Source organism: Deltaproteobacteria bacterium, from assembly GCA_020848905.1.
GTDB lineage: Bacteria > Myxococcota_A > Polyangia.
The window spans coordinates 186,260-208,954 of the sequence record JADLHG010000009.1 but is presented as its reverse complement, the minus strand read 5'-3'; the positions used below and the strand labels follow the sequence as shown (position 1 = coordinate 208,954).

General features: G+C 71.2%; 17 protein-coding genes. 8 read left to right on the top strand and 9 right to left on the bottom strand.

The window, feature by feature from the left end; all coding sequences use genetic code 11:
- Nucleotides 1-273: 273 nt before the first annotated feature.
- On the top strand, nucleotides 274-2,514 hold the full coding sequence (locus tag IT371_06025) for a hypothetical protein (protein ID MCC6747198.1): 2,241 nt from the start codon (nucleotides 274-276) through the stop codon (nucleotides 2,512-2,514).
- Nucleotides 2,515-2,889: 375 nt separating this feature from the next.
- Here the strand turns inward: IT371_06025 and IT371_06020 are convergent, their stop codons facing one another.
- Together IT371_06020 and IT371_06015 are read right to left on the bottom strand one after the other, a co-directional pair.
- Entirely contained in the window at nucleotides 2,890-4,128 is a 1,239-nt protein-coding gene (locus IT371_06020) for a hypothetical protein (protein MCC6747197.1), read from the bottom strand.
- Nucleotides 4,128-5,399, bottom strand: a complete 1,272-nt coding sequence (locus IT371_06015) for a YcaO-like family protein (protein MCC6747196.1) — start codon at nucleotides 5,397-5,399, stop codon at nucleotides 4,128-4,130. The genes IT371_06020 and IT371_06015 overlap by 1 nt, the downstream gene beginning before the upstream one ends.
- Before the next feature lie 174 nt (nucleotides 5,400-5,573).
- Between IT371_06015 and IT371_06010 the strand changes: the two genes are divergently transcribed.
- Entirely contained in the window at nucleotides 5,574-7,667 is a 2,094-nt protein-coding gene (locus IT371_06010) for a M13 family metallopeptidase (protein ID MCC6747195.1), read from the top strand.
- 18 nt (nucleotides 7,668-7,685) lie between these two features.
- On the opposite strand, the gene otsB is transcribed toward IT371_06010, so the two are convergent.
- From otsB to IT371_05990, 4 genes are all read right to left on the bottom strand, one after another.
- Nucleotides 7,686-9,941, bottom strand: coding sequence for a trehalose-phosphatase (gene otsB, locus IT371_06005; protein ID MCC6747194.1), 2,256 nt, complete (start codon nucleotides 9,939-9,941; stop codon nucleotides 7,686-7,688).
- Nucleotides 9,934-11,559: a maltose alpha-D-glucosyltransferase gene (gene treS / locus IT371_06000; protein ID MCC6747193.1), complete on the bottom strand. Its 1,626-nt coding sequence runs from the start codon at nucleotides 11,557-11,559 to the stop codon at nucleotides 9,934-9,936. The genes otsB and treS overlap by 8 nt, the downstream gene beginning before the upstream one ends.
- 14 nt (nucleotides 11,560-11,573) lie before the next feature.
- Nucleotides 11,574-12,530, bottom strand: coding sequence for a serine/threonine-protein phosphatase (locus tag IT371_05995; protein MCC6747192.1), 957 nt, complete (start codon nucleotides 12,528-12,530; stop codon nucleotides 11,574-11,576).
- 197 nt (nucleotides 12,531-12,727) lie between these two features.
- A complete protein-coding gene (locus IT371_05990) occupies nucleotides 12,728-13,450 on the bottom strand; it encodes an RNA polymerase sigma factor (GenBank protein MCC6747191.1) in 723 nt (240 codons plus the stop codon).
- 935 nt (nucleotides 13,451-14,385) lie between these two features.
- Between IT371_05990 and IT371_05985 the strand changes: the two genes are divergently transcribed.
- Both IT371_05985 and IT371_05980 read left to right on the top strand, forming a co-directional pair.
- A complete protein-coding gene (locus IT371_05985; protein MCC6747190.1) occupies nucleotides 14,386-14,895 on the top strand; it encodes a hypothetical protein in 510 nt (169 codons plus the stop codon).
- A gap of 161 nt (nucleotides 14,896-15,056) precedes the next feature.
- Nucleotides 15,057-15,506 (top strand): hypothetical protein, encoded by a 450-nt coding sequence (locus tag IT371_05980; protein MCC6747189.1) that lies wholly within the window; start codon nucleotides 15,057-15,059, stop codon nucleotides 15,504-15,506.
- A 15-nt stretch (nucleotides 15,507-15,521) separates the two neighbouring features.
- Here the strand turns inward: IT371_05980 and IT371_05975 are convergent, their stop codons facing one another.
- The 3 genes from IT371_05975 to IT371_05965 all read right to left on the bottom strand — a co-directional run bounded on the left by IT371_05975 (nucleotide 15,522) and on the right by IT371_05965 (nucleotide 18,445).
- Nucleotides 15,522-16,607, bottom strand: a complete 1,086-nt coding sequence (locus IT371_05975; protein ID MCC6747188.1) for an ADP-ribosylglycohydrolase family protein — start codon at nucleotides 16,605-16,607, stop codon at nucleotides 15,522-15,524.
- 108 nt (nucleotides 16,608-16,715) lie between these two features.
- A complete protein-coding gene (locus tag IT371_05970; GenBank protein ID MCC6747187.1) occupies nucleotides 16,716-17,654 on the bottom strand; it encodes an SUMF1/EgtB/PvdO family nonheme iron enzyme in 939 nt (312 codons plus the stop codon).
- Nucleotides 17,642-18,445 carry a hypothetical protein gene (locus tag IT371_05965; GenBank protein ID MCC6747186.1) on the bottom strand — a complete coding sequence of 268 codons (804 nt, stop codon included), beginning with the start codon at nucleotides 18,443-18,445 and terminating at the stop codon, nucleotides 17,642-17,644. The genes IT371_05970 and IT371_05965 overlap by 13 nt, the downstream gene beginning before the upstream one ends.
- Before the next feature lie 291 nt (nucleotides 18,446-18,736).
- Between IT371_05965 and IT371_05960 the strand changes: the two genes are divergently transcribed.
- The 4 genes from IT371_05960 (at nucleotide 18,737) to IT371_05945 (ending at nucleotide 22,652) form a co-directional block, all read left to right on the top strand.
- Entirely contained in the window at nucleotides 18,737-19,540 is an 804-nt protein-coding gene (locus IT371_05960; GenBank protein MCC6747185.1) for a hypothetical protein, read from the top strand.
- Nucleotides 19,541-19,723: 183 nt separating this feature from the next.
- Nucleotides 19,724-21,034: a hypothetical protein gene (locus tag IT371_05955; GenBank protein MCC6747184.1), complete on the top strand. Its 1,311-nt coding sequence runs from the start codon at nucleotides 19,724-19,726 to the stop codon at nucleotides 21,032-21,034.
- On the top strand, nucleotides 21,031-21,678 hold the full coding sequence (locus IT371_05950) for a sigma-70 family RNA polymerase sigma factor (protein MCC6747183.1): 648 nt from the start codon (nucleotides 21,031-21,033) through the stop codon (nucleotides 21,676-21,678). Before IT371_05955 ends, IT371_05950 begins: the two co-directional genes overlap by 4 nt.
- Entirely contained in the window at nucleotides 21,675-22,652 is a 978-nt protein-coding gene (locus tag IT371_05945; GenBank protein MCC6747182.1) for a FecR domain-containing protein, read from the top strand. Before IT371_05950 ends, IT371_05945 begins: the two co-directional genes overlap by 4 nt.
- Nucleotides 22,653-22,695: the final 43 nt, after the last annotated feature.

Below are 22,695 nucleotides of genomic sequence, written 5' to 3'. Positions count from 1 at the left end.
CTAGCATGAGCGGGTCTAATGTCAAGGATGTCCATGGTTGCACAAACAACAGAACAACAAACACAAACACCCCCTCCCCGCCGCACCGATCCGCCCCGGCCCTCCGAGTGCGCCCACTGCCGCTCGCGCTCTCGTCCGCCTCCCGTCGCCAGCCCCCCCTCCCCCCGCACCGATTCGCCCCCGCCGTCTGCATGCGCCCACCGCCGCTCGCGCGCCTCGGTCGCGCGGTGCGCATCCTCTGGGGTAGGATGCTCCTCCGATGGAGCTCCGCTGATGGCCGACCGACCTACCCCCCGTCTGCTGTTTGTCCTCTCCCTCTCCCTCTTCCTCTCCGCCTGCTCGAGCGCGCCCACGACCGTAGACGGTGGCCCGGACGGCTCGGGACCCACGCGGGACGCCGCGCGAGGTGATGGCGCGGCCGACGCGAAGCCTGTGCCCGCCTCCGACGGCGCGGCCCCACCCGTGGGCCGGTTCAACTGGTGCTTCCCGGGCACGCACCCCTGCAGTCCGGGGCTCAAGTGCCTCAAGGCTATGTGCCAGCCGCCCTGCGACCCGTCGAAGGGCGAGGAGAAGAACCCCACCTGCCCCGAGGCGAACGACGTCTGCAGCAAGCCCAGCCTGGGCGGGCTCGCCCGCTGCCAGAGGCGCTGCGACCTGACGAAGGGGGCCAGCCCGAACCCCGACTGCCCCGTCGGCACCCGCTGCCTGGTCCCGACCGGCTCGAAGCTCGCGCAGTGCGTCTCGTCGAGCTTTCCGCCCGTGCGCGGCACCGTCGGGCTCGGCGCGCCCTGCAGCGATCTCCTGGGCGAGATCTGCGACGGCACGAAGGGTCTCTTCTGCCCCACCGCCAAGGGGACGCGCATCTGCCTCAAGGCCTGTGACCTCGCCCGGGGCACGCAAGGGCACCCGGATTGCGCCCCCGGCACCGAGTGCGCCCCCTTCTTCGAGCGCCCCTACGTGGAGCCCACCTCGTTTCTGGGCGGGGCCTGCCTGCCCCTCGCCACGCAGGGGCTGAACGAGCCCTGCGCCGCGCTCGACCAGCGCTGCAAGGGGGGCTTTCTCTGCGTGGACGGGCTCTGCCGGCTGGCCTGCGACCACGACCTCGCGCGCACCAATAACCCGATCTGCAGGGACCTCGGCCCCGAGTACCTGTGCGCCTTCGAAGGGGCCTGCCTGCTCGGCTGCGACCGCAAGGTGGGCGTGGTGAAGGGGACGACCTGCCCCCCGGGCTACTACTGCGACGGCGACTGCCAGAGGTTGCCCCCGGCAAGCCCCGTCGGACCGAAGGCGCGCGACGAGGCCTGCGACGACTCGGCAGCCGCCTTTCGCTGCCAGAAGGGCCTCGCCTGCCTCGAGAGCGTCTGTCAGCCCCTCTGCAATCCACGCGACGCGGCGCCCGCCTGCGCGACCGGCGAGAGCTGCGCCGAGCGCACCGACGTGCCTTCGGGCGGCATCTGTCTCGCGCCGGCCTCCCGCCGCCTCGGCCAGCTATGCAACGCGACCTCGGCCCGCTGCGCGACCGGCCTGAGCTGCGCCAACCACCGCTGCTACGTCACCTGCGACACGGCGAAGGGCGTGCTGAAGAACCCCGACTGCCCGAGCCCGGCCACGCAGGGCTGTCACACCGACGTGGTCACCAAGCCCCCCATCTGCCTGGACCTCTGCGATCCGACGACGCCTGTCGGCACCGCGTCCACCTGTCCCGCCGGGACCGCCTGCAAGACCTCGACCCCCGAGGGCGGCGTCTGCGCGCCCCAGGTCTACTATCCCGGCGCGCTCACCACCCCGGGCGCGGCCTGCGAGTTCTTCGGCACCTACGCGCACAAGTGCGATCCGGAAAAGGGGCTCGGCTGCGGCCCGAGCGCCACCTGCGTCGCCGCCTGCGACCCGCAACGCGGCGCGGCCACCAATCCCGCGTGCAAGGCCACCGAGACCTGCGCCCCTTCGGGTTTCTCGCTGCCGGGCGGGGTGTGCCTCGCGGCCGGGACGCGCCAGCTCGGGGAATGGTGCAGCGCCGCCAACCCCTGCAGCTCGACGCTCGTCTGCGCCTCGGGGCAGTGCGCCAAGCCCTGCGACCCCCGCGTCGGCGCGCTGCAGAACCCCGCCTGCCCCGCCTCCGCGACCGCCTACGTCTGCTATCGCTCCTGGGAGACCGCCCTACAAGCCTCGGTGAACCTCTGCCGACAGGTCTGCGACGACGCGAAGGGCACCTACGCCAATCCCGGCTGCCCCGTCGGAACGTCCTGCTCGCGCTCTTCCGACCTGCCGGCCGGGACGCGCGCCGTCTGCACCCCGCTATCGAACCCCGCGCCCGGCGCGCTCGGCTTCGGGGCCCTCTGTACGAGCTCGACCCTCAGCCCGGCCGCGATGCGCTGCGACAGCTCGAAAGGCCTCTCGTGCATCGGCGCCTACTGCACCACGGCCTGCGACCCCCGCAAGCAGAACGCCGACTGCGCCGTCGGCGAGGTGTGCCTGGAGAGCTACTCGAGCTTCCTCGGCGGGTACTGCCTATAGACCCGGGGCGTCGAGGACGACGGAGATCAACCTCCCGCTTGACCGAGGTCCCAGCCGTCAACCATCCCGAGGGTTGTCACCGCATGGAGGCGGGACCATACTTGCCGTGGTCTTCGAAGACGACCTCCGTTGGCGGGAGCGGCTCGCTGTCGGATCGGGTTGAAGGGGTAACGTTCTGGACCCATGGAAGGAAGAGAGCCCAATGAAGACGAAGTCGAAGGTTCGGGCCGGTGTGGGCTGGAATAGCTAGGTAGGATCGGTAGAAGGCCGGCAGCTCGAGACGTCGCGCTGTCGACTTCCGGCCCCGTGGCGCAGCACGCGCGCGGGGCCGTCGCGTATCTGGACGCGCGCGGAGGCCCCCACCCGCGGCGCCCTCTACACCACGGGCCGCTGGCTTCTCACGAGCTTCGCCGCGGCCACGAGCTCGCAGCTCTCCTCGACCCATTCGAGCGGAATGGCGCCCCACAAACGCCCTTCGTCACAGCACCCGAGAAGCTCTTCCCAGTTGACGCAGCCGTGGGCAATCGACACGGTCTCTCGTGCCAGCCGCTGATAGCGGTCCGGCGGGGCGGTGCCCTCTCGTCGAACCCGGTCTCTTGCCACCAACACCGCGTGGTAACGCATCACCTCGCTGTCCAGCTCGGCGAGGAACTCGAGCTCGCTGAAGAGCTGGTCCGCGAGCTCGTCGAGCCGCGTGGCGAGTCGGTCGGCCAGAAAGGCCGCGAGAAGCTGCCGTCGCTCGGCCGCCCTCTCCGCGGGCGTCCCCGTCAGGCCGTCCAGGCCTGGCTCCCCGAGGAGCAAGGGCCAGACGTACCTCTGGTACCTGCCGCTGCCGAAGATCCACCGGAGCAGCTCCGGCTTCAAGGTGGCCTCGCGGTGACCACAGAGAGGCGCGTGCCCACCGTAGCGAGCGAAGGCCACGCGCGTGGGCGTCCTCTCCGACCGCCCGTCGGCGCTCGAGGCCAGACGCAGCATCAGCGGTCGCAGGCGACGAACCGCGTGCAGGGCGTCCTTTCGCTTGAGGTCGTTCTCCGGCGCTGAGCAGAGCGCGATGATCTCCGGCGACAGGCCGGTCGCGCGAGCAATCGAGGCCCAGGTCCGGTCGGGGACGTAGATGGATTCCACCTGGTGGATCGCCTCGAGCGCCTGAGCCAGAGATAGGAGTCCCGCCCGAACCGCCTTGCGAAGCCCGTAGCGCAGATTGATCAGCGCGACGGAGAGCGCCCGATGCCCGTCCGTCGCGTCGGTGGTCACGGCCACCTCGTCATCTGACTGCAAGACGCCGCGCCGAAAGAGCCGATAGATGCACCCCATCCCGAGCATGCCGAGCGGCCAGCACTCCGCCGCGCGGAGGGCCCCCATGCTCGACGCCCCGGCAAGGGTCACGCCCCCTTCCTCGAGGAGCTCGGCAATCTCCCTGGGAGATACCGGAAGATGGTGCATAAATACCCCGTCGAGGATGAGAAACACCGAGTGTCCCGCGTCTCTGTCCCTTCCCAGGTCACCCCGCCGGATGGGCGGGCGAACCTCGGCTCCGGGACAGATCTCGAGAATCTCGGTCTCGCGGATCGACGGGCCGGCGTAGACGATGGGCGGCAGCACTTTGCGCGACATCAGTAGAGCCTCTGCAGGAGGCGGATCCCGGGCCGCTTCAGGCTCTCCGCATACGGCCAGGCCATCCCGGGCACCAGCACGCGCACCACCGGCACGTCGAGGTCCGGCCGCGTGAGGTCGGCCACGACACACCTCTGGAAGCCTCTTTCGGACAGGCGCGAGACGACCTGCCAGAGCTCCTCCGCCGCATCCTTGGGAAGCGAGGTAGGGGCGGCCGGAAAGGGAAACCACTCCTCGGGCTGATCGCATAGAAGCTCGCGCATCTTTCGCGAGGAGTTGGCCTCTCGGGGCTCCAGTCCCTCGTAGACGTCGCGGGACCCCTGGGTGAAACCGATCCGCGATTGCAGCGCCTCCATCATCGCGCTCATGACCGCCCGCTGTGGATCGAGGCACGTGCCGTAGCCCTTGAAGTAGAGCTCTTCGTACTGGCCATCGACGGGGACGGCGGGATCGATCATGCGCGCCTCGAACGTCGCGATGCCGAGGTCCGAGGTGATGTCTCGAATGCCGACGGAGAGCCCTTCGGACTCCGCCTTCGCAACCCACACCTTGGCCGGCTCGGGGAGGGTGGACAGGTCGAGCATCCGCACGGGCGAGGCGTTCGTGTCCTCGGGCTTGCAGAAGGTGTCCGAGAAGATGTGCAGCGAGGTGGCGTCGCGCTCGATCACCTCGTAGAGCGCGTGAAGCGCCGCCTCGAGGAGCGTGTTGCCGCTCGCCAGCCCGTTCGTCTCGACGCCCCGGGAGACTCCATCGCGGGCGACGGCGACGACGAAGTCCTCGGGCACCCAGATCTTCGTCCGCCCGATGAGGTCGAAGCCCAGCACCCAGCCCAGCTCTCGCGTAGGCGCGTACTCCGTCTCGAAAGGGAGGCCCAGGTCAACGGGGTCGACCACAAGGAGCTCGGCGGCCGCACCTAGATCGACATAGCTGCCCCGGCGCTTCGGCGGGCGATGGCAGGACTCCGCCGATACGCGCTCGATGGCCTCCATGATCGCGCCGACCCGCGCTTCCAGCTTCGACAAGCCCCGACTGCCGTGCGTCTTCACGTCCAGGGCGAAGGGGGTCACGGCGATGCAGACCTGCAGCCCCAAGGCGTCGAGGGGCGCGATGTCTGCCAAACGCGTGATGGGAACGCGACGGAGCTTCGGCAGAAGCCAGGCTTGCGTCTCCTCGAGACTTCTCTGCCGACGCAGGCCGCCGGCCGTAGAGGCGACCTGCGGCGTCGTCCCCGGGGGTAGATCGAAGTCGGAGAGATCCAGTTCGTCGTTCATGGTTCTCCACAATGGTACTCCTGGGCGTGGAATCAGGTTTCGGAGTTCATACGAGCGCCCTGACCGCGCCGGGGACCCTCCCGTGACAACCTCCGAGCGCCGGTGCTAGGGTCCCGGCGGCAGTGGCCGGAGCGCCCGCTCCACCTCCTTTGACCTCTTCTGGAGCCATCGACCATGCAACGATCTGCGTCTCGTTCGATCCTTGTCCTCGCCGTGCTCTTCGGCGCGGCCTGCACCCCCGTCGCGGGAGGCGTCTCGCCCGCCCCGGCCCCCACCGCGCCGCCCAAGGTGGTGGAGCTGCCCGCGGTGCCGAAGTCTCTCGCCGCGGTGGGCCTCGACACCACCGCGCTCGACCGCACGGCGAACCCGTGCACCGACTTCTATCAGTTCGCCTGCGGCGGCTGGCTCGCGCGCACCCCGATCCCGGCCGACAAGCCCCGCTGGAGCCGCGGCTTCGCCACGATCCAGGAGCGCAACGAGCTGGAGCTGCGAAAGATCCTCGAGGTCGCGGCGCTCAGCAAGGCGAGCGAGCCGCTGACCTACAAGCTCGGCGCGTACTACGCGGCGTGCATGGACGAGGCCGCGCTCGAGAAGGCCGGGACCGCGGCCATCCAGCCGCTCCTGACCAAGATCGCGCGCGTGAAGGACGTGAAGTCGCTCGGGGCGGTGCTGACCGAGCTCCACCGGCACCGCATCTGGGCCCTCTTCGACATCGCCGCCGACCAGGACTTCAAGGACGCGACCAAGGTGATCGCCAGCCTCGATCAGAACGGCCTCGGCCTGCCCGACCGCGACTACTACCTGCGCACCGACGAGAAGTCGGTGGCCTTGCGCAAGACCTACCAGGCGCACGTGGCCACCATGCTCGCGCTCGGCGGCGCCAAGAAGGCCGCCGCGGAGAAGGCCGCCCTCGAGATCGTGAAGCTCGAGACCGAGCTGGCCAAGGTCTCCAAGACGCGCGTCGAGCGCCGTGACCCGCACGGCATCTACAACAAGATCGACCGCGCGGGAGTCGAGAAGACCGTGCCGGCCTTCCCGTGGGCGGCCTACTTCGACGGGCTCGGTCGCCCCGAGCTGAAGGAGATCAACGTCACCTCGGTGAAGTTCTTCGAGGGACTGAGCGCGCTGCTCGGCCGCGTCTCCTTCGACACCTGGCGCCAGTATCTGCGCTGGCACGTCCTGCACGCGCTGGCCTCGAGCCTCCCCAAGCGCTTCGAGGAGGAGGACTTCAAGCTGGAGCAGGCGATCACCGGGCAGAAGGAGCAGCGCAAGCGCTGGAAGCGCTGCGTGGAGGCGACGGACCGGGCGCTCGGCGAGCTCCTCGCGCAGCCCTACGTGAAGGCCCGCTTCGCCGGCGAGAGCAAGCGCGCCGCCGAGGAGATGGTCAAGCACGTCGCGGCGGCCTTCTCCGAGCAGGTCGCACGGCTGGACTGGATGGATGCCACGACCAAGGCCCGCGCGATGCAGAAGCTCAAGGCCATGGCCTACCTCATCGGGTATCCGAGCAAGTGGCGGAGCTACGACTTCGAGGTCAAGCCGGGGGCCTTCGCCGCGAACCGCCTGGCCGCGCGGGCCTTCGAGCTCGCCTACGACCTGGGCAAGATCGGCAAGCCGGTGGACCGCGAGCTGTGGGAGATGACGCCGCCGACGGTGAACGCCTACTACCACCCGAACAAGAACCAGATGGTCTTCCCGGCGGGGATCCTGCAGCCGCCGTTCTACAGCGTGAGCGCGGCCGTCGCGGTGAACCTGGGCGGCATGGGGATGGTGGTCGGGCACGAGCTGACCCACGGCTTCGACGATCAGGGGGCGAAGTTCGACGCGGCGGGGAACCTGAAGAACTGGTGGAGCAGCTCGGTCGAGCCGCGCTTCAACGAGAAGACGCAGTGTGTGGCCGACCAGTACGCGGGCTACGAGGCGCTCCCCGGGCTGAAGCTGAACGGCAAGCTCACGCTCGGCGAGAACGTGGCCGACCTCGGCGGCATCAAGCTCGCTTTCCGGGCCTACCGGCGCATGCGCGCCGGCGCGAAGGAGCGCGTGGTGGCCGAGGGCTTCTCCGAGGACCAGCAGTTCTTCCTCTCCGTCGGGCAGACCTGGTGCGCGAAGTACCGCGAGGAGTACGCGCGGCTCGTGGCCCAGGTGGACCCGCACTCTCCTCCGAAGTGGCGCGTGAACGGTCCGCTCTCGAACCTCCCCGAGTTCGCGCAGGCCTTCAAGTGCGCCGCCGGCACGACGATGCGCCCGCAGAAGACCTGCGCGGTCTGGTAGCGCCGCCGCGCCGGGCCCTCACCCGGCGTCGCCTCGGCTCCGCGCCTCGCCCTGGAGTGCGGCGAGGAAGTCCCGGGCCCAGGTGACAGCGGTCGTGCGCTCGACGACGGTCGAGAGTCGCCGGTGACGCTCCACCCGCTCCTCGCGCCGCATGCGCAGGGCGCGGTCCAGGTCGTCGGCCATCCCATCGATGAACCAGGGGTTAGTCAGCACCGCGTCTGCCAGCTCGTGCGCCGCGCCGGCAAACTTCGAGAGCAGCAGCACCCCCGGGTCTTCTGGGTCCTGCGCCGCGACGTACTCCTTGGCCACGAGATTCATCCCGTCCCGTAGCGGGGTGACGTAGCCGATCGCCGCCGCACGGTAGAGGTGCGCCAGGTGGTTGCGACGGTACGAGCGGTAGAGGTAACGCACCGGCACCCATTCCCCTTCGCCGAAGTCGCCGTTGATCCGCCCCACGGCGTTCTCGACGAGCCGACGCTGTTCGGCGTAGTCCGGCACATCCTCGCGGGACGGGACGGAGATCTGGACGAGCGAGACCCGACCGCGCCAATCCGGATAGCGCTCGAGGAGTCGCCCGAAGGCGCGCAGGCGCTCGGGGATGCCCTTCGTGTAGTCCAGCCGGTCGACCCCCAGGACCAGGCGTCCGGGCGCGATGGCCCGCAGCAGCGCCGCCACCTCCTCGGCGACGGACTCGTCCGGTGGCTCCTGAAAGCTCTCGGGGACGATCCCGATCGGGAAGGCGCCCGTGGCGACGCGGCGACCGCGGTGCACGACGGCCCCTTCCTCGAGGCGCACCGGCGCGAAGGGACGCAGACACTGGTGGAAGTTCTCCTCGTAGCTCGGCGTGTGAAAGCCGAGAAGGTCGAAGTCCAGCATGCCGTCGAGGAGCTGTTCGGCCCACGGGAGTAGGCCGAAGACGTCGGGTGCCGGAAAGGGGACGTGCAGAAAGAGACCGATGGGAGCGCGGTGCCCTCGTCGCCGCAGCGCTCGGGCCGCGAGGAGCAGGTGGTAGTCGTGGACCCAGATGGGGGCGTCCGGTCCCACGAGCTCGAGCGCGGCGGCCGCCAGCGCGTCGTTGACCCGGCCGTAGGCCATCCAGTCGGCGGCGGAGAAGCTCACCCGGTCGGGGAAGGAATGCAGCAGGGGCCACAGCACCCCGTTGCAGAAGCCGTTGTAGTACTGCGCGTACCAGGTCTCGGGGAAGTCGACCCAGGCCACGGCCGGACGTCCCTGGTCGTCCAGCTCGACGGCGGTCGGCCGGTCGCTCGAGGTGAGCCGCCCGCTCCAGCCGAGCCAGAGGCCGCGCCGGCTGGCCAGGGCCGGCTCGAGCGCGGCCACGAGGCCCCCGACGGCGCGTCGCCGCTGGTCGCGAGGCAGCGTGGCCGAGCGAAGCTCCGGCAAGCGGTTCGAGATGGCGAGGAGGTCGAAGTGGCGGGGATGCCGCCCGCGCCGCGCTTCGCCGACCACCACCGGAGAGGGCAAAAGGGGCACCACGGACTGATACGACTCGCCGCGCACCTCGACGAGCCAGCGCAGGAAGCGCAGCACCTCGGGGGGCCCGGCCAGCATCCAGCGTGCGTGTGTCTCGTGGGCCGGGGGAGGACCCACGCGAACGCCTTCGTCCACCAGGCCCAAGGCGGCGAACATATCCTCGTCCGTCGCGTCGTCGCCGAAGGCGAGCAGTCGCGCCCGCGCTCCGGCTCGCTCGCGGAGCCAGTCCACGGCTGACGTCTTGCGCAGCCAGCGTGGCCGTACCTCCGTCACGGCCTCCCCCTCGAGGCGCTCGAACTCGGGGTGCAGCTCGAGCCACGGCGCGATCGTCAGCTCTGTCGCGCGCGATAGCGCCGGCCGGCCGCAGGCGCTCACGCCGCGGTAGTGCAGCGCCACGGACCAGGTCTTGCGCTCCACGCGCGCGCCGGCGAAGCGCCGCGTCGCTGCATCCAGCTCCTCCGCCAGCGGGCCGACGGCCGGCGCGGCCTCCGGAGAGGCTTGAGCGTGCCAGCCCGTCTCGGTGCGACGCCAGCCGCCATGCTCGGCCACCAGGCGAAGGCCGGGCAGGTCGTGGAACATCCGATCCAGATCGTCTCGTCGGCGACCGCTGACCACGGCGACGAAGAGACCCGAGGTGGAGGCGAGCCGCCCGAGCACGTCGAGTACCTCGGGCGTGGGGCGCGCCTCCTCGGGCGTGGGCGCGAAGGGGATCAGCGTGCCATCGAGGTCGACGAGCACGGCGAGCCGCGCGTTCCGAGCCAGGGTCAGCCAGTGATCACGCATCGGACAGCCTCAACCAGTAGAACGCGTGCGGGCCGAGCGAGACGAAATAGGGGGAGCTCTCGACGGTCGGGAAGCCGGCCCCTCCGATCACCTCTACCGGACGGCGACCCCGCCAGGCGCCCAGGTCGAGGTACGCGGCCTGGACGAAGCGCGAGAGGTTATGCACGCAGAGGATGCTGTCGCCGTCGCTATGGCGGACAAAGGCCAGGACGCGCGCGTTGTCGGTCTCCACGAGCTGGAGGGCCCGACCGCGGAAGGCCGGTTGATCGCGGTGCGTCTTGATCATCCGTCGCAGCCAGTTGAGGAACGAGGTGGGCTGCGCTTCCAGGGAGGCCACGTTGCGGCCGACATAGTGGTACGCCGGGGTCGTGATGGGGGGCGCGTAGAGGCGGCGGGTCGCGGCCCGCGAGAACCCGGCGTTGCGACCGGGGGACCACTGCATCGGCGCGCGGACGCCCATGCGGTCCCCCCGCTTGACGTCGTCCCCCATCCCCAGCTCGTCGCCGTAGTAGAGCACCGCGCAGCCCGGCAGACCGAGGAGCAGGCCGTGGAGGAGCTCGATTTGGCGCCGACCGCCCAGCATGAGCGGCCACAGTCGGCGACAGATGCCGACGTTCCGCCGCATGGCGGTCTCCGGGGCGAAGGCGCGAAACAGATAGTCGCGCTCGTGGGCCGTCACCATCTCCAGCGTCAGCTCGTCGTGGTTGCGCAGGAACATGGCCCATTGCGACCCCGCGGGGAGCCCCGGGGTGCGGGTCAGGACGTCGTGCAGCGGCTGCTTCTCCTCGGCGTGCACGGCGAGGAAGAGACGGGGCATCAGGGCGAAGTGGAAGGCCATGTGCATCTCGTCGCCGGCGAGGTAGGGCATCAGCGCCTCGACGGGTTGGTTCGCCTCGGCCAGGAGCACGCGTGGCGGGTCGTACCCGTCGGTCAGCCGGCGCAGCTCCTTCAGGAAGGCGTGCGTCTCGGGGAGATTTTCGCAGGTCGTCCCCTCTCGCTCGAAGAGGTAGGGGACCGCGTCGACGCGAAATCCGTCGACGCCGAGGTCGAGCCAGAAGCGCGCCACGTCCAGCATCTCGCGCCGGACCTCCGGGTGGTCGTAGTTCAGGTCCGGCTGGTGGGAGAAGAACCGATGCCAGTAGTACCGCCCGCACGCGGGCTCCCAGGCCCAGTTGGAGGTCTCGCTGTCGGTGAAGATGATTCGCGCTTCGTGATAGCGGTCTGGCGTCGTGTCCCAGACGTAGTAGTCGTGATGGGGGTGGCCCGGGCCGCGGCGTGCCGACTGGAACCAGGGGTGCTGGTCGCTCGTGTGGTTGAGCACGAGGTCGAGCAGCACCCGGAGACCGAGGCGGTGCGCGCGGTCGAGGAGTCGCTGGAAGTCGTCGAGGCTGCCCAGGTCGGGGTGCACGGAGTAGAAGTCGCTGACGTCGTAGCCGTCGTCGCGCAGGGGGCTCGGGAAGATGGGCAAGAGCCACACCGCGCCGACGCCGAGGTCGCGGATGTAGTCGAGCTTCGCGGTGAGCCCCGCCAGATCTCCGACGCCGTCGCCGTCGGCATCGTAGAACCCGCGCACGTACACCTCGTAGAGGACTACGTCGAGGTACCAGGGGGCGGACACGTCGCCACCCCGCCCTAATACCGCACCACGAGCACGGTGATGTTGTCGGTGCCTCCCGCCGCGTTGGCCGCCTCGATGAGCCGCTGGCAGCTGCGAGCCGCGGGTTCGCCCGCTTCGAGGGTGGCGGCGATGACCTCGGCGGGGACGTGCTTGGTCAACCCATCGGTGCAGAGCAGCAGGGTGTCTCCCCGTCGGAGCGGAAGCAGCCGTACCTCGGGCCAGAGCTCGGGGGTTCCACCACCCACGGCGTTCCACAGCACGTGACTCCAGCGCGAGACGACCCCCTCCTCGCCCGGCGCGACGCCCCTCTCGCGCAGCTGTTCCTCCACCGTGTGGTCTTGCGTGAGCTGCTGCAGCTGGGCCTCGCGGTAGAGGTAGCAGCGACTGTCCCCCACGTGCGCCACCAGCAGCGTCGGCCATTGCACGTAGGCCAGGGTGACGGTCGTGCCCATCTGACGCTTGCTCGCGTCCTTCTCGGCCGCCTCGGCCACCCGATCCTGGCAGCTCGCCAGGGCGGTCTTCATGGCCTCGGCGACGGCGGTGTCGCGTGCAGCATCCATTCGCGCGAACCAGGGCATCAGGTCGAGCACGTAGTGCGCGAGCGTCTCGACGGCCAGCGTGCTCGCCGTGGTTCCACCCGCGTGGCCCCCCATCCCGTCCGCGACGACGAACAGATGGCCCTGAGCGCGCCCGAGAAGGGGCGAGGAGCCGGCGAGCCCGACGCTCGTCTGATACACGCTCAGGGTTCGTGTGGTCTGCGCGATGAGGAACTGGTCCTGGTTGTCGGGGCGCACCAGGCCGACGTCGGTTGCACCGTAGCAGTCGATTTGGTCGCTGCGTTCAGCCGAGGACGGAACGGGCGGTACCGGGGAGCCGTAGCTCCCGTCGAAGTTCCACGCCGAGGCTGCTTTCTCCCTTCGCCGGTTGGACGCCGCAGGTTCCCGCCTGTGGTTTTCGTTATAGGTCGCCATGTGCCCTCCTCTCTGTTAGGGGCTTGTCACCCTCCTGGCTCTTCGCTGAGCCGGTATGCCGAGAGCCACGCTCGATTCACGTAGCGCGCCTCTACGGACCCTCTTGATTCGCTCAACTCGATCAACCCGCGCGGCCTCGTCGTTATGCCCGTCGCGAGAAAGCGCAATGATGCCAGCGATCGAGCGCGGCGGCGGGGTTACTGTCTCGCGGCGGTCGCTGCGGGGAGCGCCTCGATCGCGGCCAGCACCCGCGCCACCATCCGATCGCAGCGCGGGACGAGGAACTGGAAGGCCTCGGGGAAGGTGGCCCCGACCGTCTCGTTGAGCCGTCCCCGCAGCATGGCGCGCGCGCGTAAGAGGCGCGTCTTCACCACGTCCTGACTGACCCCGAGGGCCTCGGCCGTGGCAGCGGTGTCCATCCCTTCCACGTCGCGCAGCACGAAGACGATGCTGTACGCCTCGGGGAGGGCGTCGACCGCACGCTGCACCGCCTGCGCCATCTCGCTCGCCATGGCTCGCACCTCCGGGTCGTTCGGCGCGCGGGCGGTCTCCGTCGCGCCCGTCGCCTCTACCTCAGACGCGACGGTCTCATCGAAGGTGACAAAGCGCGACCGCCGCCGCAAGCGGCCGAGCGCCTCGTTCACCGCGATGCGCACGAGCCAGGTGGAGAACTTCGCCGCGCCCACGAACTGCCGCAGGTTCACGAAGGCCGAGAGGTAGGCCTGCTGCATCACGTCCTCGGTCTCCGCTTCATCGCGCACGAGGGCCCGCACGGAGCGATAGACGCGCTGGTTGTGGCGGCGCATCAGCACCTCGAAGAGCTGGACCTCCCCGCCCGTCACGCGCCGCACCACCTCTTCGTCCGACAGGGCAGAACGCCCGGCGAGCTCGAATGCCTTCTCACGTGCCAGCGTTTGCATCGGTTCGTCCCTCTCCTCGCCGTTTCGGCCGCTCGCCAAGGATGACGCGGTCTGCCCATCTGTCCACCGTAGTTCTGTCACCTCGGCGCGGGCTGATCACTCTGTGCAGATGAGCGCCAGATTCCGGACCCCGGAAGCGGCGCGGTCAACCAGCACCCGCAAGTCAGAGGAGAGTCACCATGCTCGCGTCCAGACGTGTATCTCGTGCCCTGCTCCTGATCGGCTTCGTGGCAGCGACCGGCGCTGGCAGCCTGGGCTGCGACGGAACCTCGTCGCCGGACCCTGGGTCCTCGCCGGGGCCCGCGCCGGGGCCCAATCCCGGGCCCGGGCCGGGTCCCGGGGCAACCGCACCCGTCACGAGCCAGTTCGAACTGCGCAAGACCATGCGCCAGCTCTGGGTGGAGCACGTGGACTGGACCCGTTCCGTGGTGGTGAGCGCCGTCGCGGGGCTCGCGGGGACCGACGCGGCGCTCGGTCGCCTGCTGCAGAACCAGGCCGACCTCGGCAACGCGATCAAGCCCTTCTATGGCAACCAGGCCGGGGACGCGTTGACCGCCCTGCTGCGCGAGCACATCAACCTGGCCGTGGAGCTCGTCGGGGCCGCGAAGGGCGGCGACGCGCGCAAGGTCGCCGATGCCAGGGCGCGCTGGGGCGTCAACGGGGACCAGATCGCGGCGTTTCTGTCCGGCGCCAATCCCCACTGGCCGCTTGCCGACCTGAAGGTGATGATGAAGATGCATCTCGATCTGACCCTGGCCGCGGCGACAGCCCGCCTGACGGGGGACGGGGCGGGCGCGATCGCTTCGGACGACCAGGTGATGCACCACATCCTGGGCCTGGCCGACGCGCTGAGTGACGGCATCACCAAGCAGTTCCCCGCCAAGGTCTCGCCCGAGACCACGCTGAAGCCGAAGCACCAGGAGCTGCAGCTGGCCATGCGGGCGGTCTGGGTGGACCACGTCGCCTGGACCCGGGCCTATCTCGTCGCCGCCATCGCGGGGTTGCCCGAGACGGAGGCGACGGCCGCGCGGCTGATGCAAAACCAGACCGACATCGGCAAGGCCATCGAGCCCTTCTACGGCAAGGTAGCGGGCGACGGCCTCGCCACGCTCTTGCGCGAGCACATCGCCATCGCCGCCGAGTTGGTGACCGCCGCGAAGAGCGGGGACGCGGACAAGGTGTCCGACGCCAGGACGCGCTGGGGAAAGAACGCCGACCAGCTGGCGGCCTTCCTCGCGGCTGCCAATCCCAACTGGCCGCTCAAGGACCTGACGGAGATGATGCGTCTGCACCTCGACCAGACCCTGACCGAGGCGACCGCGCGCCTGACCGGCGACTGGGCGGGGGACATCAAGGCCTACGACGCGGCCGCGAGCCACATCCTCATGATGGCCGACGCGCTGAGTGGCGGGATCGCGCGGCAGTTCCCCGGCTCGGTGCTCTGACGCCCGCCGCCCTCCCACGCTGACGCCCGCCGCCCTCCCACGCTGACCTCACCGCGCCGATCTGATATCCTCGAGCCTCTGACCGAACGAGGCTCGCACCCCCTGCGGCCCGAGGAGGAATACCTGCCATGCGAGGAGCGGCTCACCGAGGAGCCCTGGTCGTGACCCTGACGGCCCTGCTGGGCGGCTGCGGCGGGAAGGCCAAGGTCGGCGACGGCGGAGGCGCGCGCCAGGACGCCATGTCGGTGGCGGACCTCTGGGGCGCGGCGGATGGCGCCGCGACGGGGGACGGCGCGGTCAGCGGCGACGGCAAGGTGACCGGGGACGGCGCGGTACGACGCGACAGCCGCCCGAGGGCCGACGCGCGGCTCTACGACTTCAAGGTGATCCCCGGGAAGGACATGCTGACGAAGGCCTGCACGGGGCCGACCCAGTGCGGCTCGAACGCGACCTGCAACGGCAACAGCCAGTGCGAGTGCAAGAACCCGTGGACCAACTGCACCAACGATTGGACCGTGGGCTGCAAGTGCGGCTACACCTGCGTGGGTGGCTGCGCGGCCCAGTGCGAGGGCACGACCTGCAAGTGCCCGAAGCCTCCCTGCCCGCAGTAAGGGCCTCGCGCGGGATCACTCCCCCGGGAACTTGAGCCAGTCCTCGGCGCGCCCGTGCGGGGCGAGCGCTTGCTCGGGGGGCACGCCCTCGCCGAAGTGGCGGTGGAGATCGCCGGCCAGCTCCTCGATCACGGAGCCGAGCTCGACGCGCGCGCGCCAGGCGGGCGGGATGCCCGAGGCCCCGTAGAGCAGACCGAGGAGATTTCCCGCCACGCTGCCGGTGCTGTCGCTGTCGCCCCCGTGGTTCACCGCGAGGAGCACGCCGTGAGCGAAGTCGCGGGCCACGAGCGCGCAGGTGAGGCCGATGGCCAGAGCCTCCTCGCCGACCCACGCCCCGCCGAGGGCCTCGAGCTCCTCGGGACGCCGGGGTCCGCCGCGCGCGGCGAGCGCAAGCGCGGCCTCCACCGCGGCGAGCGTCTCCTCGTGCCCCGGGTAGGTGCGAAGGCGCGGCAGCGTCCCCGTGATGGCCTCTTTCAGGGCAGCCCCGTGCGCGAGCTCGAAGACGAGCTGCGCGAGGAAGCCCGCCGGGAGGTAGCCCGAGGGGTGGCCGTGGGTGAGCGCGGCGAAGGCCGCCCCCTCCGCGAAGGGGTCGCAGAAACTCCTCCGCACGAGGCCCACCGGGGCCGCGCGCATCACGCCCCCGCAGCCCTTGCTCAGGTTCGTGGGGGACGCGAGGCTCCCCTCGCCGCCGGCCTCGAGCGCGCTCAGGCAGGTCGATCCCGGCGCGCGCCGCGAAAAGACCTCCGGCACGCCGAGGAGAAAACCGGGCTCACCGGCCTCCGGGCGCAGCGGAGAGGCCTGCGTGTGGAGCCAGCGCAGGTAGGCGCGGCGGGCGTGGTCGGTCGGCGCGGTGCTCCCGCGCAGCCTCCGCTCGTTGTCCGCGCGCAGCAGCGCCTCGGCCGTGAAGAGCGTGAGCTGCGTGTCGTCGGTGATCGCGCAGGGGACGCCGTAGGCGGGGACGTAGTCGGTGAGCCCCGCCGGCCCGTACTTCGCGCGGATCTCGGCCAGCGAATCGAACTCGATCGGCGCGCCGAGCGCGTCGCCCACCGCCCCTCCGAGGAGGCAGCCGTGGAAATGCTCGCGCGTGCGTCGATGCGCCATGAAGGGAACCCCTCACCTGGTGTAACGGACATGATAGCGCACTCGGGGGGGCGCCTCGCGCCGTCGGCGTACGAGCCCGCTCGCGGAGGTCTTGCTCAGGGGTTCCGCTCAGGGGCTCCGCGCGCAGCGGATCCCGACCTCGATGGTCGGAAAGCCTCCCGCACCGTCGTGGTAGCGCGCCGCGCAGCGCAGGAAGACCTCCTCGCTGACCCAGGAGCCCCCTTTCATCACGTGCTGCGAGGAGCTCCCCTTGGGCAGCGGATCGACGCAGCCGCTCGTGCACCACGAGAAGTCCGGCGTCCAGATGTCCTGCACCCACTCCCACACGTTGCCCGCCAGGTTCACCACGCCAAAGGCCGAGCGGTTCCCTGCCGCCTCGAACTGCCCCACGTCCTGCGGCGTGTTGTAGCAGGCGCCCCCCGCACACTGGGATTTCAGGCAGTGCGCGGCCTTCGCGCAGTCCGGCTTGTCGGTGCAGTCGGAGCCGCCCTGCTTCTGTCCGCCCCAGGGGTAGCAGCGCACGCCGTCGCCGCAGCCCGCGCGCTCCCATTCGGCCTCGGTGGGCAGGCGCTTGCCGGCCCAGCGGCAGTACGCTTCCGCCACGCTCCAGGGGATGCCGTAGACCGCGCGCTCGGTCGCGCCGTCGAAGCTTCCCTCGGGCTTCGCGCACGCGCCCTCGTCCAGGCAGCGCTTGTAGCGCTTCTGCGAGACCTCGTACTTGTCGAGCCAGAAGCCGCGCGAGAGGGTGACCGCGTGTTGCGGGCGGGATTCGCCGGGCACGTTGGTGGCGCCCATCAGGAAGGTGCCCGCCGGGATCCAGACCATCGGCACGCAGTCCTTGGTGCACGGTGGCGCCGCGTCGACGGGCACGCCGAGGTCGCGGGGGGGCGCGGCGAGGTCCCGCACCGGAGGAACGACCGTTCGATCGGCGACCGTCGCGTCGACGGGGGAGGCGCTCGCTTCTGCCCGGGGGGCCGCGTCGTGCCCACCGCGGAGCTCGGCGGTACACGCGCCGAGGAGGCTCAGCGTGAGCGCTATTTTTCGCAACCGCAGCGACCGTCCCGCATGCAGGTGCACACGTAGGGCTTGGCGGCGGCGCAGGGCGCTCCGCCCGTCGAGCAGGGGAAGCCGGGCTGCACCGTCGGCCCCGGGGTCACGCCGCTCAGCGCGGTGTAGAAGCCGGCGAGCACCCAGGGCTCCTTGCCGCCGTACTGCGAGACCTCGACCGCGTGGACCCCCGGCGGGACGTTCTTGAAGATCGCCTTCACCGTGCAGGCCATGGCCGTGATGTCCTGCATCAGCTCCTGGCCGGCCATCCGCACCTTGTAGAAGAGCGCGCCCACGTACCAGTTGGTACCTTGCACGCCGATCATCGTGTCGCCGGCGGGGCCGCTCGTGTCGAGGAGCCGCAATCCACCGCGAACCGCCTGCGCGGGCTCCAGCACGCACGCCGGGCGGCACGAGCTCGCGGAACAGGCGGGGCTGGCTCCGCACGAATCGCAGCGATAGCCCGCGGAGCAGCTTCCCGAGAGCCCCGGCGTGCAGCTCGAGCCGCAGCCGAGCTGGTCGGTGGGCGTGCACGGACTGCGGCGCCAGACCTCTCCCGGGGGACAGGTGCAGCTCGTCGCGTCGGTGCGGACGGCGGCGTCGAGGCGGGGGATGAGACCGTCCGCCAGCGCACCGTCGCCCGGCGCTCCGTCCGCGAGCGCGAGGCCGGCCTCGGACTTGCCCGCGCCGCCCGTGTCGGCGAGCAGGGCCGTCCGGCTGCCGCACCCGAGGAGGCTCGCGGCGACCGAGAGGACGAGCAGCGTGAGGGATCGTGGAGCTGCGCAGGTCATGGAGGTCTCCCTGGGGTCCGTCGCAGATGGCACCCGGCGCGCGCGGCGCCCGGGCGGCCAAGGGAACGGGTCAGGGGGCGTAGCTATTCCCGCACCGCGGCACGCGGCGCACCGCGAGGGACCACCGGACTTCGCGCGAGGGACCACCGGACCCCAGGCTCCGCTGGCCGGACTGGCCACTCGCGGCGTCGGCAGCGCCCGATGGCGCCTCATGAGATCGGTGGCTTGCGGCGGAGGGTCTTGGCACGGGCACTGCACTTGCGACCCTGTGGCACGACCCAGGAGGAGCAGATGCCGTCGTTTCCTTCCCGTCTCGCGCGTGCGCTTCCCCCCCTCGCCCTCGGACTCGGGCTCGTCATCGCGGCGTGCGCCGGCGACTCCAAGTCCGACAAGGATGCGCGGGTGGGGCAGGGCACGGCCGACGGTTCGCAGATCTCGAGCTGCGGGCCGCACAACTGCCAGGGCTGCTGCGTCGGAGACGTGTGCGAGTCCGCGCCGACCGCCGCGGCCTGCGGCCGTGACGGCGTGCAGTGCGTGCAGTGTCCGTCGGTGGGCGGGAATCCGCCGAGCTGCCTGAACGGCGCGTGCGAAGGGGTGGATGGCAGCGTGGGGCCGAAGAGCGACGGTGGCGCCAGGACCGACGGGCCGAAGGGCGACACCGGACCGTGCAAGCCGAGCTGCGCCGGCAAGTGCAAGGGGGCCGACGACAAGTGCAACGGCACCTGCCCCACGAACGGTTGCAGCGGCTGCTGCACGGCGGCCTTCGAGTGCTACGGCGGGATGGCCGTGGATCGCTGCGGCAAGGGGGGCGTGCTGTGCGAGGACTGCAAGGCCAAGTCGATGAACTTCTGCGTCGCGAACGCGTGCGTGGCGACCTGCACGCCGAAGTGCGACGGCAAGTGCGACGGAGCCGATGACGGCTGCAACGGCAAGTGCGCGACCAACAAGTGCACGGGCTGCTGCAAGCGCTCGACGGGGGTCGTCTCCTGTCAGGTCGGCACCTCCGACCTCGCGTGCGGCAAGAACGGCGAGACCTGCGAGCCGTGCAAGAACCTGGGCGGCATCTGCAACAAGTCCACCAAGCAGTGCGAGTAGCGCGCCGGTTGGGCCCCACGGAATCCTGAGAGCACCGGCGCGCGGCTGACGGAATTCCGCGGCGCCCCGAGGCTCGCTCGAGTCAAACCCCGCGACTCCGGACGCTTGGCGTGCTGCCGCCGGTGGCACGTGTCCTGCTATGCGCTGGCCTAGGGTCGTTACCTCGGGTGGGCTGGGATAGCCGTGCAGCAGCGCTCTTGGATCCTCGGTGCGTCGCTCGTCGGACTGGCTGTGGTGGCCGGTTCCGGCGGGGTCGCGCGTGCGGAGAAGCTGCTCGTCTGCGTGGACGATCCGGCGGGTGAGGCGCTTGCCGCCCGCAGCCTCGAGGGCTGGCTCGCGGAGGTGCGGCTCGAGCTCGTCTCGCGGCGGACCTGCGCGCGCGGTTCGAACGGCCGGCCCACGTTCTGGTTCGAGGCGCAGCGCGGACGCGTCTACGCGGTGCTCGCTCCGCGCACCGGCCAGCGTCTGCGGCGCGAGGTCCCGTGGGTGGTGCGGGCCGAGGCGGTCCTGTCCCAGCTCCACGCGCGGGGACGGCTGAGCGAGCTTTCGGTGCTGCTCGAGGCGCTCCTGGCCGAACGAGGCGTCGCGTGGCGAGTGGGGCCGAAGCGACCCCCGCCTCGCGCCGCCGTGCCCCCCGCAGCAGAACCCGACGAGCCTGCCGCCGCGATCCGGGCGCCCGCGGCACGGAATGCACGGCCGCTCGCGACGCGGCCCTCCACTGCACGATCGATGGTCTCGTCGCCGACCTCCCCGCCGCCGCCGGCCCCTTCATCCACTTCACCCTCGGTGGCGCCGCCCGCGCCACCGCCTCGCGTCGCAGCGCGGGCCGCCGTGCCGTCTCCCGCGGCCGCGCCCCCTCGTCGTGCCGAGCGGCCTGCAGCCTCGGTGGCTTCCGCCGTGCCGCCGCCGCCTGCCGTGCCGTCGCCCCCGTCCGTCGAGGATCGCGGCGGACCCTCGCTCGGGCTGCGCCGTAGCGCCTCGCCGCGCGGCTCCGGCTGGCTCGACGACCTTCGCCTGCAGGCGCACCTCGCGGGCCGCTACCGCAGCACGGCACTTTTCACCGCCGAGCTCGGGGGCGCGCTCCGCTTCCGGAGCCTGTTCGTTCGCGCGGGCTACCAGCTCCCCGCGGAGTGGACCCTCGAGGGGCGGCCCGTGCAGGTCACCGGCGTGCCGCTCGGGGCCGGCTGGCAACCGCGCCTCTTCCGACGGGGTCCGGTGCGCTTCGAGGCGCTCGGCGCGTTTCTCGTCGAGCACCTCACCGTGCGCCGCCTGGACCTGGCCGCCGCCGAGGCGCATTCCTTCGTGGACCTCGGCCTCGCCCTGGGTCTCGCCGTCACGCTGCGGCTGCCCGCCCGGCTCGAGCTCGGCCTGCATCTCGAGGGGAGCTGGTTTCCGGCGGGACGCACCGTGGAGGTGCCCGGCGGCCCCTCGGCCCCGCTCAGCCGGCTCGCGACCCAGTCGGTCCTGACGCTGGCCTTCGGAGGCGGCCGATGAGCGATCGCCTCGCCGCGGTGATCAATCCCCGCCTCTCCGCACATGAGGAGAAGGTGAACGGACCCTCTCGGCTGTCCGAGGCGCCGCCGGCGAGCCTGCTGGCGCGCTGCCAGGCCGGCGACGCCCGGGCCTTCGAGGTGCTGTTCCAACAGCGCGCGCCCCAGGTCTATCGCTGGGCCGTGCTTCTCGGGCTCCGGCCCGCCGAGGCCGAGGACGCGGCCCAGGAGGTCTTGGCCATCGCCGCTCGCCGCATCGATCGCTGCCACGCCGAGGAGGCGCTCACGAGCTGGCTCTACCAGACCACGCGCCGGGTCGTGGCGAACGCCCGCCGGCTCACCTGGTGGCGCCGCTGGTTCGCGAGCCCCGAGCTCTGCGACGAGGTCGCCTTCGGCCACGACAGCCCGCGCGAGGCCGGTCGCGAGCTGGAGGTGCGGCGCTGCCTGGCCGCCCTGCCGCCCGCGCAGGCCGAGGTGCTCCTGCTCATGGATCTGGAAGGCTTCACCCGCGAGGAAGCGGCCGAGCTCCTCGGGCTCCGGCCGGGCACCGTGGCGAGCCGCCTGCGCCTGGCGCGCGAGGCCTTCAGGGCGCGCTGGGACCTCGACGCCGACGGACCTTGCACGGGCCTTTCGTGGGGGAAGCCATGACGACGCCCCCGCGGACGACAGACGAGGCGCGCGTGGCGCCGCTGGCCGAGCTCTCCGGCGCGCAGCCGTCGCCGGCCGCGCTGCGCCGGATCGTCTCGGGGGCGCTCGAGCGAACGGAGCGTCCGCACACGAGCCTCCGGTTGCCGGTCCTGGCGCTCGCCGTCGCGGGCGTCGCGGCCTTCGCGGGCTTCGTTCTGCGCGCGGCCTTCGAACGCGCGCGGCCCGAGGGCTCGTCGGCGCCCGTTGCGACCGCTTCGGTCCGTCGCACGCCACCGCCCGCGTCGCGACCGCTTGCGCCTCGGGGGGCGGAAGGCCCGGCACCCGCGGCCTCGCGTCGCTTCACCTCCGGCGCCCGGTCGCTCGCCGTCGCGCTCGGCCCACACCGGCTCGAGCTCGCCCCGCATAGCGCGCTTCGGGAGCGCTCCCCGGAATGGAAGCGTGCTGCGCTCACCATCGAGGCCGGGAAGGTGGACTTCGCCGTGCACAAGCTCGGCCCCGAGCAGTCCTTCATCGTGCAGACCGAGCATCTGAAGGTCCAGGTGGTCGGGACCCGCTTCACCGTCGAGGTGGATGGCCCCTGCACGCGCGTGGAGGTCCGCGAAGGGCGCGTGTCGGTGACGCCGGCGCAGGGGGCTCCGCTGTCGCTCGGTGCCGGCGAACGCCGCACGAGTTGCGCGCCTCCCGACGCCGCCGAGCGTCTCTCGGCGGAGGAGCGCACGGTGCGTCGGGCCCTGGCCGCGCTGCGCGCCCCGGGAGAGCTCGGGCGAGCGGACGCCCTGCTCGCGAGCTACCTCGAGACCTATCCGGCCGGGCTCTTCGCCGAGGAGGCCCACTACCATCGGGTCCTCGTGCAGGAGCGCCTGGGTCGGCGCGACCAGGCGCTCGTCCTGGCGCGGGACTTCCTCCGTCGTTTTCCGCGCACCGATCGCGCGGCTCGCCTGCGGGTCCGGCTGGAAAAGCTGCGGCGCGAGTGATCAGCCCGAGCCTCCCTGCACATTGAACAGGGTGCAGGCCGCG